The organism is Demequina capsici, assembly GCF_032102965.1.
GTDB classification, from domain to species: Bacteria; Actinomycetota; Actinomycetes; order Actinomycetales; family Demequinaceae; genus Demequina; species Demequina capsici.
In genome coordinates, this window is the sequence record NZ_CP134880.1 from 2,818,247 (window position 1) to 2,831,567 (window position 13,321).

Here is a 13,321-nt window from a genome sequence, read left to right on the forward strand (position 1 = left end):
GCCACGCGCGGAGCGCGAAGGCGCCCCGTGCGCTGGAAGCGCCGCACCTATACTACTTACTGCTCAAAGCGGACCGCCCGGCCATGCGCCGGTCAGTGGAGACCGCGAACCCCACCGTCACGTCGAGAGCGGACCTTTCACGATGCATCTCACGGCCCGGCCCGTCCCCGTCGATCCTCTGTTCGCGCCGCTCACCGAGGGCAACGAACGAGCCACCCCGAATCGCTCCTGGTGGGTGGTCGCCGCGATCGCGGGCGTGGTCGCGCTCGGCGTGCAGATCTTCATCATGTGGGGCTCCACGACGCCCACGTTCCCCTTCGACGAGGTCAACCTGCTGCAGATGTCGCGGGTCATCGCCGGCGTCGGCGCGCCTGAGGGCACGGGCCACGGCTACTTCCCAGGGTGGTCGGTCCTGCTCGCGCCGCTGTGGTGGATCTTCAAGGACCCCGAGGACTTCTACCGTGCAGGGCTGGTGCTGGGGATCGTGGTCGCGATGGTCACGGCGCTGCCGCTCGCGGCGCTCGGCCGTCGCGTCGGTCTTCACCTTCCGCAAGCGCTCACGGGGGCCTTCCTGGTCCTCTCGATGCCGTCGCGGACCGTCCAGGCGGACTTCCTGCTGTCGGAGCGTCTGCTCTTCCTGGTGATCGCGTGCACCGCGGTCGCAGTCTGGCGAGCGTGGGAGAGGCCGACGCCGTGGCGAGCCGCAGTCGTCGGCCTGCTCGCGGCCGCGGCGTACTTCACGCACCTGCGCGCCCTCGTGATCGTCGCCGCCACCGTCGTGTGGCTGCTCCTCTTCCTGCGCCGTTCCTGGAGGTCCGCGCTGGCGGGGCTTGCGACGCTTGCCGTCGCGACCTACGTGGCCCAGCGGGTCGGAGACGCGCTCAACGTCGCGATCATCGGAGACAGCCCTGGCCAGAGCGACAGCTTCCTCCAGTCCCTGCGCAACTCGACGCCGATCCTCATGGCCAAGGTCGGTGTCGCGCAGGCGTGGGAGCAGATCGTCGCATCGTTCGGGCTCGCGGCGATCGGCCTGCTGGTCGTCGTGATGGTGGCCTGGCACGGCATCCGCAGGCTCCAGGCCCAGCCCATGGTGTGGGTCTTCGGCGTCCTGCTCGTGATCGCCGCGGTCTCAGTCGTCAGCTGGAGCGACCCCGGACCTCTCACCGACGCGAGCTGGATGCGACTGGACGTGTGGATCTACGGCCGCTACCTGGACCCCATCGTCGCGCTGCTGGTGATGTTCGCCCTGTCGGTGATGATGCTGCGGATGCGGCGCTGGATCGCCTGGTCGGCGCTGGCGATCCATGCGGCCGTCGCCGCCGTGACGCTCGTGTGGATCGCCCCCGGCGCGACCACGTGGGGCTATGTGACGCCCGCCCACATCCCCGGTGTGATGCCTTGGTACATCCTGCTTCCCCGTGACAGCACGGTGGACACCGCGATGCTCCCGACCCTGACGAACGCGAACAGCTTCTGGGCCTGGGCCTCGCTCACCAGCCTCGTCGTCCACGCGATGCTCGTCCTGATGCGTCGACGGACCGAGCTGATCGCAGCGACGCTCGTCGCCGTGCTCGGCTTCGCCTCGATCCTGTCGGACGCCTCGACAGACATCGCGCACGACAACGAGGACGGCCCTGTCCCGGTGCTGGACCTGCTCAAGAGCGACATGCAGGCCACCGGTGCGACCTCCGTCGTGTACGACGGTTCCTGCGCGGAGGGCCGCACCTCCATGTCCGCGGGATTCAACTACTTCGGGTGGTGGATGCTGCCGTCGATCATGGACGTGAGCAGCTCGGCGGAGACGGACCTGTCCTCGTGGGACGTCGTGATCGGATGCCCGGACTGGCCCGAGGCCGATGCGTACGGCGCTCGGTCTGTCACAGGCTCGATAGCGATGGCCGACCTCGGGAACCTGGGGTCGATCGTGTGGGTGATGCCCGGAGAGCTTCAGGACAGGCTGGCTGCGGAAGGCAGATTGGACTGACGGTCGCGGAGCACGCCGGCCGCGACCACGCCGACGCCCGCCAGCGCGAGCGCCACGCCCACCCACGCGGCCACCGGGAAGATCCGGGCCTGAGCTCCGTAGAGGTCTCGCGACAGCGTGGCGCCCACCTCGATCACCAGCAGCACGCTTCGTACCGCAAGCCACGCCAGCAGGGCGGGCCGCAGTCTCCCGCCGCGCAGCAGCGCGAACGCCATGTACGGCGCGAGGAAAGGGATCATCGCGAAGAAGTAGCGCGGGAGCACGGATCCGCCCCCAGCAGTGTGGAGCACCTGCATCGCGGCGATGCCGCCCGCGATCCCGACTGCCGAGGATGCGATCAGCACGTCGTCCCACGCGACCGGACGACGCCGGAGCGCGCGCGCGACCACCAGCACCAACCCGACCGCCACCGGCAGCGCGAACAGCAGCAGGTTGGCCAGCGCGATCACGGTGCCCGGCAGGTGCGTCCCGTTGTCCTCGATGGAGAACTGCTGCAGCATCTTCGCCCAGAAGGACGCATCGAACGCGACCTCCAGCGGCGGGCGTGCCACCCGGCTCGTGTGATCGGCGGCCCATTCGGGATGCCCGCCTGAGATGGACCCGGTGATCTCAAGGTTGCGCAGGTAGAACCATCCCGACGAGGCGAGCGCTGCGAGCCCGGCGGCTGCGGCTGTCCACCACGCGAGAGCAGGCCGGGGTCGTCGCACCAGGGCCGCCGAGACGAGGACGAGCACCACGATCACGGCGGCCAACGGCACGGACGACAGCCTGGTCGTGGACGCCGCGGCGACCGCGATGACGAGCACGATCGCGGCGCGCATGCCGGACAGTCCCTTCACCAACCTCACCGCCGCGGCGAAGGCCGTGGCGAGCAGCAGCGCGGCGAGCATGTCGTTGTACACGGAGCCGCCCAGCCGCACGAACCAGACGGACAGCCCCACGACGGCGGCCGCGGCGATCCCGACATGGCGCACCTTCGGCATCATCGCGTTGGCGCCGGCCCGCACCGCGTAGAGGAGGCCGACCGAGAGCACGACCATGAGCATGCGGCCGGCCATGGCGGCCGCGTTGATGTAGCCGGCATCGACGAGCGGTCCGACGATCGGCGCGAGCAGCACGTAGGTGAGGGGTGGATGCTGGGCGGTCCATTGAACCGGCGGATGCGCACCCACCGTGTTCATGAGCACGAGGCCCTTCTCGAACACGGGCAGCGTGCCGTGCCACACCTGGTACGCGTAGTCCACGTGGGCGGCTTCGTCACCGCTCGAGTAGACGGGCGAGGCGGCCGCGTACGCGAACGGCCCGCCGACCCCGAGCAGCACGAGAGCGAGGTGCTCCCACCAGCGTGCGCGCAGCACGGGAACGACGTCGCGGTCCGCCGTCGGCTGGGCGTAGGGCATCGGTTCCTCCCGTGGTGGCCCAGTCGCAAGCCGCTGGGGCGGCCTCAGGTTACCCTTGTCACCGTGAAACTCGTGGTACAGATCCCATGCCTCAACGAGGAGCAGACGCTTCCTCTCGTGCTGTCGACCATCCCCAAGGAGATCCCCGGCATCGACGAGCTCGAGATCCTCGTGATCGACGACGGCTCGACGGACCGCACTGCGGAGATCGCGCGTGAGCACGGCGCACATGTGGTCCGTCACCGCGGTCGCATGGGTCTGGCGCAGTCGTTCCGCGACGGCATCGACTGGGCTCTGAGCCACGGCGCGGACATCGTGGTCAACACCGACGGCGACAATCAGTACCCGCAGGAACGCATCCCCGACCTGGTGGCGCCCGTGGTCAACGGCGAGGCGGACATCGTCATCGGCGACCGCCAGACGCACAAGATCGCGCACTTCTCCGGCTTCAAGAAGATCATGCAGCGCTTCGGCTCGTGGGTGGTGAACAAGGCGGCGGGCACGGACCTGCCTGACGCCGCCTCGGGCTTCCGCGCGTACTCGCGGGACTCGCTGTACAAGCTGAACGTCGTCACGCAGTTCAGCTACTGCATGGAGACGATCATCCAAGCGGGCAACAAGCGGATCGCGATCGCGTCGGTGCAGATCGACACGAACCCGAAGACCCGCGAGTCGCGGCTGTTCTCCAACATGTTCGAGCACATGTTGAAGTCGGGCCAGGCGATCCTGCGCTCGTACATCATGTTCAAGCCGTGGTCGATCTTCGCGATGCTCGGGGTGGTCTTCGGCATCGTCGGCCTGTTCCCGTTCGCCCGCTACGCGGTGCTGATCGCGACGGGCGACCAGGGCAACCACTTCCAGTCGCTGATGCTCGGCACGCTGCTCCTGGTGGGCGCGCTCCTGTCGGTGGCGCTCGGGGTGCTCTCCGACCTTCAGCGGACGAACCGGATCCTGCAGGAGCAGGCGCTGGAGTACGCGAAGCGTCAGCAGTACGAGTCGTGAGCAGAGGCGCCCCGCTGCGGGTGATGGGCTGGGGCACGTACGACGCGTCGCGGCACCCTCGGGCGGGCATCCTGCTGGACGGCCTTCGTGCCTCGGGTGCGGACGTGGTCGAGGTGAACCAGCCCGACTCCACGTCGACCGCAGAGAGGGTCGACGCGGTGTCCAGCATGGGCGCCGCGCTGGGTACTGTGCTCAAGCTTCCGGCAGTCTGGTTCCGATTGGCGCGCAGGGCGCGCAAGGAGATGCGCCGGAAGCCGGTCGACGCGCTGCTCGTCGGCTACCTGGGCCATATGGACGTGATCGCCGCCAGGGTGCTGTTCCCCCGGACTCCGATCGTGCTGGACCACCTGATCTTCGCGGCCGACACCGCCCGTGACCGCTCCTCCGGGTCGGGACTCATGCAGCGACTGCTCGGCGTGCTCGACCGGACCGCGATCGCGTCGGCGACGGTGGTGGTGCTGGACACGGACGAGCACCTGGCGATGCTTCCGAACCGTGCCCGACGCAAGGGCCTCGTGGTGCCGGTCGGCGCGCCCGACGCGTGGTTCGAGTCGGGCGCCTCGCGGGCCGCAGGTGACCCCGACGCGCCGCTCTCGGTGATCTTCTACGGCCTGTTCACGCCGTTGCAGGGCGCTGAGACGATCGGCGCCGCGGCCCGGCTGCTCCACGAGCGTGGCGCGAACGTGGCGATCACGATGGTCGGCACCGGTCAGGACCATGCGGCCACGGTCGCAGCGGCGGGCGAGGCACCGGTGACCTGGATCGACTGGGTGCAGCCCGCGGATCTTCCCGCGCTGGTCGCCTCTCACGACGTGTGCCTCGGCATCGTGGGCACCACGCCGAAGGGAAGCCGTGTGGTGCCGAACAAGGTCTACCAGGGGCTCGCCGCCCGCTGCGCCGTCATCACGTCGGACACTCCCCCGCAGCGGCGCATGCTGCAGGACGCGGTGAGGTATGTGCCCACCGGGGACGCGGAGGCGCTGGCGGACGCCATCGCCGGGTTGGCGACGGACCGCACCGAGCTCGCCGCGCTCGCGCTCCGGGGTGCAGAGCTCGCGCAGGCGAGGTTCAGCCCGGCGGCGCTCGGCGGTGAGCTGATGGCTCGGATCGCCCAGGTCACGGCATGAGCCGGATCATGGGGCTCGCGCGCAGCCCGATCGTCAGATGGGGCTTCCTGATCGCCGCGCTGGGGCTCGCCGCATGGGCGGTCCTCCGCGACTGGGACTCGATCCAGTCGGCGCTCGTCGGCATCGGCTGGCCGCTCGCGGTCGCCGCGACGTCGCTCAGCTTCCTGTACGTGCTCGCCTCGATGGAGTCGTGGCGCTCCGTCCTCGCCGACATCCATGCGAAGCTGCCGTGGCGGGACTCGGCCGAGATCTTCCTGACGAGCCAGCTCGGCAAGTACATCCCCGGCGGCGTATGGAACGTGGTCGCCGGCGCCGAGCTCGCGAAGGATCGCGGCATCAGCCGCGCAAGGGCTGCGGGAACGCTGGCGATGACCATGCTCGTCTCCGTCCTCGTCGGCGGCGCGCTGGCAGGCGTGGGCGCAGCCTTCGCCCCTCACACGCTTCCCGGCTGGGTGCGCCTGTTCGGCCTCGCCACTCCTGTGTGCCTTGCGCTCCTCGCACCACCCCTGTTGACGCGTGCTCTTCATCTGGGGCTGCGGCTGCTGCGCAGGCCGGACACGGATCTCGCGTTCTCCGGCGCAGGCATCGCGCGCGCCGCCGGCTGGTCGCTCGTCGCGTGGCTGCTGGCCGGTGCGCAGGTGTGGCTGATCGGGATCGGGCTCGGCCTGCCAGCGACGCTCGGCACGTTCACGGTCGCTGCCGGAGGCTTCGCCGGCGCGTGGCTCGTGGGGCTGGCGGCGCTGTTCATGCCCGCGGGGATCGGGGCCCGCGAGCTGGTGCTGATCCCTGTGTTCTCCGGGCTCTTGGATCAGGCGGAGGTGCTCGTGCTCGTGCTGCTCTCCCGCGTCCTCTTCACGGTCGCGGACGTGACGCTCGCAGGCGTCCCTCTCCTGTGGCGGCGACGCAAGGTTCAGCACTCGTCGTCGTAGCCGTCATCAGGTGAGGGCGGCAGGATCGACGGTCACGAGGTAGGCAGGTGAGCGTCGCGCTGGAGCACCGGAGTCTCCGTCGGTCTGGATCAGGCGCTGGACGTACACCGTGAGCAACCCCTGACGCCGCCACGCGTCGCGATCGTATGTCGGCTCCCACCAACCCAGGTCGCTTCCGGCGGTGACGTCGCGCACGTGCCACTCCCCTCCAGCGACCGAGGTCGCGATGGAGAAGGCGCCGTCCCGTTCGTCGTCGCGGATCAGCAGGTGGATGACCGCGTCCGTCCCGCTGCCGGACACCGCGATGTCCGGCCGCGCGAGCGGGAGCGCCTTGGTGCCCGCCCCGGCCATCTCGAAGGTGGTGTTGCGGATGCCGGTGTCGAGCACCGTCCATCCACCGGGAGCCGCAGTCCGTGTGACCACGCGGTACTGGGTGATGCCGCCCTCTGCCCAGTAGGTGGCGAGGTACGGGCGGTCGTCGGCGTCCACGGTCAGCCCGGTCTGGTTCATGAGGTTGCTGCCCTGGGGCACCGCGACCGCTACCTCCGCCGTGTCAGCCGTGATGGGCAGGTCGTACTCTGCCCCTGACGAGTCGGTCCAGGTGAGACCGGTGTCGTCAGCGGCGACGGCGTACATGATGTCGTGGTTGCTCGCGACATCGGGCGTGTCACGCCACGTCCACATGACGTGGAGCCTGTCCTGAGAGTCGACGACCGCCTCCCAATATGGTGAACGCTCGCCGTCTCCAGAGATGAGGGAGGTGGCGATCCGGCTCCACGTGAGCGTTGTCGCGTCGAAGCGGTCGAGCACCACGGTCCCGTTGCCGGAGACGCCATCGCGATACATCAGGTACAGGCCGCCGTCGGACCGTGCGTAGAACTGGGGATACGTGACCCGCGATTCGTCGTCCCCCAGGATCGTGCCGCGCACGAACGCGCCTCGCCCGCCCGCGGCCGAGGTCGCATACCGGAGCTGCGCGTTGTGCACTCCCCACGCGAGGTGGAGCGTGCCGTTGCCATCGACCCCGAGCGAGATGACATTGTGCGCGTCGTCCGGGTCGCCGTAGAGTCCGGTGCCGGACACCGTCCAGCCGGAGGCACCCTCATCGCGGCGAGCGAGGACCACCTGCGCGGCCGCGTCGTAGTACGCCACCGCCTCGAACTCCGTGCCCGCGTACGTGCCGACGACGCTCGCATTGCGGCGGAAGCTCGTGGCGTTCACCGAGGTGCCCGCCCAGGCATCGGAGAGAGCCGACGCCTCCACGACGACGGCGTCGTCGAACGCCACGGATCCGTCGAGCGTCAGCGTCTGATCAGGATCGCTTCATGGGAATGCGCCGTCGCCGTCCCAGTCGCCCACGAGCACGACGTCGTCAGCGCGCCCGTAGTTGACCACGAGATCCGCCGAACCCGCGCCGAGCTGATTGCGGAAGTAGTAGGTCTGGCCGCGCCGCACGGCCAACGTGTCCCGCAGATCGCCGTCCCAGTCGCCCACGAGCACCGCGTCGTCAGCGCGCCCGTAGTTGAACGTCAGATCCGCTCCGCCGGCCGCGATCGTGTTCTTGACGTAGTAGGTCTGGCCGCGGCGGACGGCGAGCGTGTCGACGCCGTCGCCATCCCAATCGCCGACGAGCACCTGATCGGTGGCGAGTCCGTAGTTGACCACCACGTCCGCAGAGCCACCGTTGAGGGAGTTCTTGACGTAGTACGTCTGGCCGCGGCGGACGGCCAGCGTGTCGACACCATCTCCATCCCAGTCGCCCACCAGCACCACATCGTCCGCGCGTCCGTAGTAGAGCACCTTGTCGGCGTCGCCGCCTGCGAGCGTGTTCTTCACGTAGTACGCGTTGCCGCGACGGACCATGAGGGTGTCGACGCCGTCGCCATCCCAGTCGCCGACGAGCACCGCGTCGTCCGCGCGTCCGTAATAGAGCGTGACGTCCGCAGAGCCGCTTCCGAGGGTGTTCTTGATGTAGTACGCGTTCTCGCGGCGGACCGTCAGCGAATCGGTGCCGAACCTCCACGGGCTGGTCGTGGCCCACGTGGCGTTGTCCACCTTGGCGATCGCGGACGTGCCGGTCTGTGTCATCACGCCCAGCTGGAACTCGATGGCGCACAACGAGTCGTAGCAGCGGTAGCCCGTGAGGGGCCAACCCCATGTCGTGGAGCTCGGGCCGCCGGCGGAGATGTAGGCGTTGTAGAGCGCCGTGCCGTACTTCAGGAAGACGCCCGTGCCAGCCGCGGTCGAGTAGTACAGCACACCGTTGTCGAACTCCTGGTACCAGCCGCCACCGTTGTCCGTCAGTTGGACGGGATAGCCGGTCGGGTCTCCCACCGTCGACGAGCCCCCTGCCGCGAAGTAGGTGCTCGCCAAGGCGGTGCCGACGAAGATGCGGGTCGTGGAGCCGAACCAGTCCGTGTAGTAGTTGTAGAAGTTGCGGTTCCCGTAGGAGCTGCACGAGTCACCTGTGCCGTAGCCCGCGGTGAGCGCCGCCGCGTTCGGCACGTAAGGCGTGTAGATGTAGAGCCCCGCGGTCGCCTGATTCTGGATGTAGACGGTCGCCTTGCCGCAGAGCGGCGGGTTGTACCAGGAGCTCGGGTGATAGCCGATCGAGTTGTACTGACCGGCGACGTAGCTGCGAGTGCTGGCCGTCGCCTGGTAGTACCGGTACTGCCAGGCAGCCCAGTAGAGCTGGTTGAACAGACCGTAGTACTTCGTGTCGCACGAGCCCGTGTCCGGACAGGCGTAGCCGGTCGCCTTGTTGTACTTGGCGATGCCAGGGTCGGTCGCCGTCACGAGCCCCTGCTCCTTCTGCAGGAGCACGAGCAGCACCTTCTGGCTCACGCCGCACGCGCGGGCCACGAGGTCGATGACCTCGGCTGCGGTGGCGGTCTGGGCGGGGATCTCGCTGCAGAGGACCTTGCCTGACGTGATGGCGGCAGACCTGGCGACGGTGGTGGTGCTGTAGTCCTTGAGGCAGGTGATGTCGTTGCTGAGGTCCGGGTCCTTGCATACGGGGACCATCCGATCGAGGAACGCCTGCACCTCGGTGGCGGTCATGGCATCCGAGTCGTAGAACAGGTCATCGGTGATGATCATGCCCGGATTGAAACCGGCCGCGGTGACTGCCTGCGCGGCAGGCGCAGGTGCGGCGACCGCGGCGAACGTGGCGAGGCCGAGCGCCGCGACGAGCACGAGCGCGCTTCCCGTGCGGAGCCGTCGGATCATGGCACCGTCACCGTGACAGGCGCACTCGCGCCCTCATAGCCGTCGGAACGGTACGAGAGGACCACCTTCCAGTCGCCTGATCCCAGCTGCGCGGTGTCGATGGAGAGGCCTTCACCGCAATCGGTGCTCGCCGCAGACGGGGTCCCCAGGCCGCTCGCCGAAGCGGACCGGTCGCCGCGAGTCGCCGTGATCGTGCAGTATCCGCCCTCCTCGACGACATCCTGCACGAAACCCGCGGCGGTCAGCTCACCGTTGGTGACTCCGTACCGGGTCAGCGCCACCACGGCCGAGACGCGACCGCTCCCCGCCGTCGCCGTCGGTGTCGGCGCCGCGGAGTCCGTGGCGACGCCGTCCGATGACGGGGTGGCGCTCGGGGACTCCGACGGCGTCGATGACGTGCTCGTCGATGGGGTGGAGCTGGCGGTCGCCGACGTCGTAGGCGTGGTGCTCGGTTCCGGCGTGTCGCCGGTGCAGCCCGACAGCGCGAACGACGCTGCGGCCACGGCGACGAGAAGTCCGTGCTTGGCGTTCATCGACTGTCTCCTCACGATGCTGGACTGGGCGCGTGCGCGCGACCCTGCCGCACGTACGATCGCGGTCATCGTAGACACTGCGCGCGTCGTCACGGTGGGATCCACGCCGCGCAGCAGCCGGTTGTCGCCCATCTCACACGAATCGGACGCGAGCCCGCCGCGACCGTGGGCGCTCCCCCGCGATCAGCTCGTGAAGCGCGACCGGTACGCCACGCGCCGCACGCCCTCGGGCACCAGGCGGTAGCCGCCGCGCACCGCGAGGTTCCTCACCTGCTGCGCCCGGGTGGTGAAGCCGATGCCGCGCAGCGCCTTCTGCAGCGCCACCTCGGAGCGCAGCAGCTCGAGCCCGCCGCGGCGGCCGTAGGCCCCGGAGTCGACCCGGTAGCCGAGCAGCGGCTGGGGCACGTTGTCGACGCGCGCGCCGGCGTGGATCATGCGGGCGAACAGCCAGTAGTCCTCCATGCGACCCATGGGCGCATACCCGCCGACGCCGGCCACGACCGACCGTCGGTAGACGACGGTGGGGTGGTTGAAGGGCTGATGGAAGCGGGCATACGACGGGATGGCGGCGCCGATGGGCGGGGTGCGGACGGCGCCGGGCGTGTCGAGCGATCCTTCGAACTCGACGAGTCCGGACCCGACCAGGTCCAGGCCGGCCTCGAGCGCGTCGATCTGCTGGGCGAACCGTTCTGGCATCGACAGGTCGTCGGCGTCCATGCGGGCCACGACGTCGTGCGTGGAGGCCGCGAGCCCGGCCTCGAGCGCGGCGGCGAGCCCGACGTTGCGCTCGAGCTCGACCACCCTCACGGGGACGGGCGCGGAGTCGCGCAGGGCGGACAGCTCGTCGGCGATCTCCTCAGGCACGGGGCCGTCGCGCACGATCACGACCTCGGCGGGCGGCAGGGTCTGCTGCTCCACGGAGCTGTGGAACGCGGCGCGCAGGTGGGCCGCCTGATCGCCGGCGTACACCGGCAGGAGGAGCGTGAAGGGCGTGGTCATGGTCGTCCGGTCGGCTCGGCCGCCCTCACGGTGTCGGCGACGGAGCCCAGGTCTGCGAGCGCGTCGGCGTTCGGCTGCGGGTCGGTGCGCCAGCCGTCGCGCCAGCCGCGCGAGAAGGCGGCCCGCAGCACGTCGCGGCGCTCGGACGCGCGGATGGTGCGGATCCAGCGCCGCATGGTGGAGGCGCCGTAGAGGCACTTCTCGCCGGCGCTGAGCGAGCGGGACCGCCGCAGCATCCACAGCTTGTTGCGCACCTCGTAGTAGAACCGTTCGCCGGGGTCCACGTCGGTGGCGCCGAACTTGGCGGTCTTGTGGACCACGACGCTGGCGGGGACGTACACGCCGTCGCGGTGCCGGAGGATGCGGGTGGAGTACTCGAAGTCGTCGTTCCAGATGAAGTAGTCGACCACCGGCAGGCCCTCAGCACGGACGGCCTCGGTGGACACGAGCAGGGACACGAACGACGCGGAGCGCACGGTCATGGCGGAGGCGGACGAGGCGCGCTCCTTGCGGGCGGACGATGCGAAGGGCCGCTCGCGCGGGGTGTTCATCGGGTGGTCGCGACCGTCGTGCCAGACGACGCGCGAGGCACCGAGCGCCGCGCCCGCCGCCTGCACCCCGGCCACGAGCTCGGCGAGCGCGGTGGGGGTGGGGATCGAGTCGTCGTCCATGATCCATACGTAGTCCGCGTCGAGCGTCTCCAGGGCCGTCGCGATGCCGACGGCGAACCCGCCTGCGCCACCGGTGTTGCGCGCGAGCGTCGTCACCGACGCCAGTGGCGCGAACGACGCGGCGACCTGGCCGGTGGCGTCGGTGGAGGCGTTGTCCACGACGACGATCCCCACAGGCGGCAGCGTCTGGTCGCGGATCGCCTCGAGCGACTCGCGGAGCAGGTCGGCCCGGTTGTAGGCGACCACCACTGCGGCGACGCGCGCGGCGGCGTCGGTCATGTGAGCTCCCTGGAGGTCGTCGGAAAGGCGGCTACCAGGATACGGCCCCACATCGCTGCGGGGCGGTGTCGGGGAGAACGGGATCAGGCCTTGTCGGGGTAGTCCGCGAGCGCGGCGATCAGCGCGTCGTTCTCCTCGGGCGAGCCGATGGTGATGCGGACCCCGTGGCCGACGAACGGACGCACCAGCACGGGGCGCGCAGCGCCTGCCATCGCGGCGGCGAGCGCCTCGGTGCCCTCACGGACGCCGAGCCACACGAAGTTCCCCTGCGCGTCGGGCACGGTCCAGCCCTGCTCGCGCAGCGCGTCGGCCACGCGGTGACGCTCGGCGACGATGATCTCCACGCGTTCCAGCAGCTCCTCCTTGGCGTCGAGCGAGGCGATGCCGGCGGCCTGCGCGACGCCGCTCACGGAGAACGGGGTGACGCAGGTGCGGACGTTGGCCGCGATCTCGTCGGACGCGACCGCGTAGCCCAGGCGGAGGCCCGCGAGGCCGTACGCCTTGGAGAAGGTGCGCAGCAGCACCAGGTTGGGGTGGCGGGTGAGCGCCTCGATGCCGTCCACCGTGTCGGCGTCGCGCACGAACTCGCCGTACGCCTCGTCGAGGACGACGAGCACGGTCTGCGGCACGGCCGCCATGAACTCCTCGAACTCGTCCAGGTGGATGGTGGGGCCGGTCGGGTTGTTCGGCGAGCACAGCATGATGAGCTTGGTGCGCTCGTTGACGGCCGACGCCATGGCAGGGAGGTCGTGCCGCGACTCGGAGTCGAGCGGGACGGTCACGGGCGACGCGCCGACGAGCTGCGTGAGGATGGGGTACGCCTCGAAGCTGCGCCACGCGAACATGACCTCGTCGCCCAGGCCCGTGTACGCCTGCAGGATGTGACTCAGCACGGCGACCGAGCCGCCGCCGGTCACGACCTGCGCGGGTCGCACGCCGCAGTGCTTCGCGATCGCCTCGGTCACGTCCGACGCCATCATGTCCGGGTACCGATGCATCTCCCCGCTCGCCTGCTCGACGACGGACACGATGCTGGGCAGAGGGCCGTACGGCATCTCGTTGGAGGACAGCTTGATGGGCTCCGGGCCGTCCGCCGCGCCTCGGGCTCCAGGCACGTAGCGAGGAAGGGACGCGATCACGGGACGAGGCGCAGGAGTGGTCATGGCCTC

General features: G+C 69.7%; 11 protein-coding genes. 4 read left to right on the forward strand and 7 right to left on the reverse strand.

Annotated features, from left to right (window positions below):
• The first annotated feature begins 142 nt into the window (after window positions 1-142).
• Window positions 143-1,984: a hypothetical protein gene (locus RN607_RS13410; protein WP_313497998.1), complete on the forward strand. Its 1,842-nt coding sequence runs from the start codon at window positions 143-145 to the stop codon at window positions 1,982-1,984.
• On the opposite strand, the gene RN607_RS13415 is transcribed toward RN607_RS13410, so the two are convergent.
• Window positions 1,948-3,384 (reverse strand): hypothetical protein, encoded by a 1,437-nt coding sequence (locus RN607_RS13415; protein WP_313497999.1) that lies wholly within the window; start codon window positions 3,382-3,384, stop codon window positions 1,948-1,950. The two genes, RN607_RS13410 and RN607_RS13415, sit on opposite strands and share 37 nt — an antisense overlap.
• Window positions 3,385-3,447: 63 nt before the next feature.
• Between RN607_RS13415 and RN607_RS13420 the strand changes: the two genes are divergently transcribed.
• From RN607_RS13420 to RN607_RS13430, 3 genes are read left to right on the forward strand one after another with little or no spacing between them, the layout of a single operon-like run.
• Complete coding sequence (locus RN607_RS13420) at window positions 3,448-4,386, forward strand: glycosyltransferase family 2 protein (RefSeq protein ID WP_313498000.1); 939 nt, start codon at window positions 3,448-3,450, stop codon at window positions 4,384-4,386.
• Window positions 4,383-5,513, forward strand: coding sequence for a glycosyltransferase family 4 protein (locus RN607_RS13425; RefSeq protein WP_313543126.1), 1,131 nt, complete (start codon window positions 4,383-4,385; stop codon window positions 5,511-5,513). The genes RN607_RS13420 and RN607_RS13425 overlap by 4 nt, the downstream gene beginning before the upstream one ends.
• On the forward strand, window positions 5,510-6,442 hold the full coding sequence (locus tag RN607_RS13430) for a lysylphosphatidylglycerol synthase domain-containing protein (protein ID WP_313498003.1): 933 nt from the start codon (window positions 5,510-5,512) through the stop codon (window positions 6,440-6,442). Before RN607_RS13425 ends, RN607_RS13430 begins: the two co-directional genes overlap by 4 nt.
• Before the next feature lie 6 nt (window positions 6,443-6,448).
• On the opposite strand, the gene RN607_RS13435 is transcribed toward RN607_RS13430, so the two are convergent.
• From RN607_RS13435 to hisC, 6 genes are all read right to left on the reverse strand, one after another.
• A complete protein-coding gene (locus tag RN607_RS13435) occupies window positions 6,449-7,729 on the reverse strand; it encodes a BNR repeat-containing protein (protein ID WP_313543127.1) in 1,281 nt (426 codons plus the stop codon).
• A gap of 36 nt (window positions 7,730-7,765) precedes the next feature.
• Window positions 7,766-9,670, reverse strand: coding sequence for an LGFP repeat-containing protein (locus tag RN607_RS13440; protein ID WP_313543128.1), 1,905 nt, complete (start codon window positions 9,668-9,670; stop codon window positions 7,766-7,768).
• Window positions 9,667-10,203 carry a hypothetical protein gene (locus RN607_RS13445; protein WP_313498008.1) on the reverse strand — a complete coding sequence of 179 codons (537 nt, stop codon included), beginning with the start codon at window positions 10,201-10,203 and terminating at the stop codon, window positions 9,667-9,669. Before RN607_RS13445 ends, RN607_RS13440 begins: the two co-directional genes overlap by 4 nt.
• Window positions 10,204-10,386: 183 nt before the next feature.
• On the reverse strand, window positions 10,387-11,202 hold the full coding sequence (locus RN607_RS13450; RefSeq protein WP_313498010.1) for a glycosyltransferase: 816 nt from the start codon (window positions 11,200-11,202) through the stop codon (window positions 10,387-10,389).
• A complete protein-coding gene (locus RN607_RS13455; protein WP_313498012.1) occupies window positions 11,199-12,152 on the reverse strand; it encodes a glycosyltransferase family 2 protein in 954 nt (317 codons plus the stop codon). The genes RN607_RS13450 and RN607_RS13455 overlap by 4 nt, the downstream gene beginning before the upstream one ends.
• A gap of 83 nt (window positions 12,153-12,235) precedes the next feature.
• The gene (hisC, locus tag RN607_RS13460; protein ID WP_313498014.1) at window positions 12,236-13,315 is read right to left on the reverse strand and encodes a histidinol-phosphate transaminase; all 1,080 of its coding nucleotides are present in this window, start codon (window positions 13,313-13,315) and stop codon (window positions 12,236-12,238) included.
• Between the last annotated feature and the right edge of the window lie 6 nt (window positions 13,316-13,321).

Bases quoted from the DNA above. Each gene is read 5' to 3' on its own strand.
- RN607_RS13440 (WP_313543128.1), bottom strand. From the start codon at position 9,670: ATGATCCGACGGCTCCGCACGGGAAGCGCGCTCGTGCTCGTCGCGGCG.
- hisC (WP_313498014.1), bottom strand. From the start codon at position 13,315: ATGACCACTCCTGCGCCTCGTCCCGTGATCGCGTCCCTTCCTCGCTAC.
- RN607_RS13455 (WP_313498012.1), bottom strand. From the start codon at position 12,152: ATGACCGACGCCGCCGCGCGCGTCGCCGCAGTGGTGGTCGCCTACAAC.
- RN607_RS13445 (WP_313498008.1), bottom strand. From the start codon at position 10,203: ATGAACGCCAAGCACGGACTTCTCGTCGCCGTGGCCGCAGCGTCGTTC.
- RN607_RS13415 (WP_313497999.1), bottom strand. From the start codon at position 3,384: ATGCCCTACGCCCAGCCGACGGCGGACCGCGACGTCGTTCCCGTGCTG.
- RN607_RS13410 (WP_313497998.1), top strand. From the start codon at position 143: ATGCATCTCACGGCCCGGCCCGTCCCCGTCGATCCTCTGTTCGCGCCG.
- RN607_RS13430 (WP_313498003.1), top strand. From the start codon at position 5,510: ATGAGCCGGATCATGGGGCTCGCGCGCAGCCCGATCGTCAGATGGGGC.
- RN607_RS13450 (WP_313498010.1), bottom strand. From the start codon at position 11,202: ATGACCACGCCCTTCACGCTCCTCCTGCCGGTGTACGCCGGCGATCAG.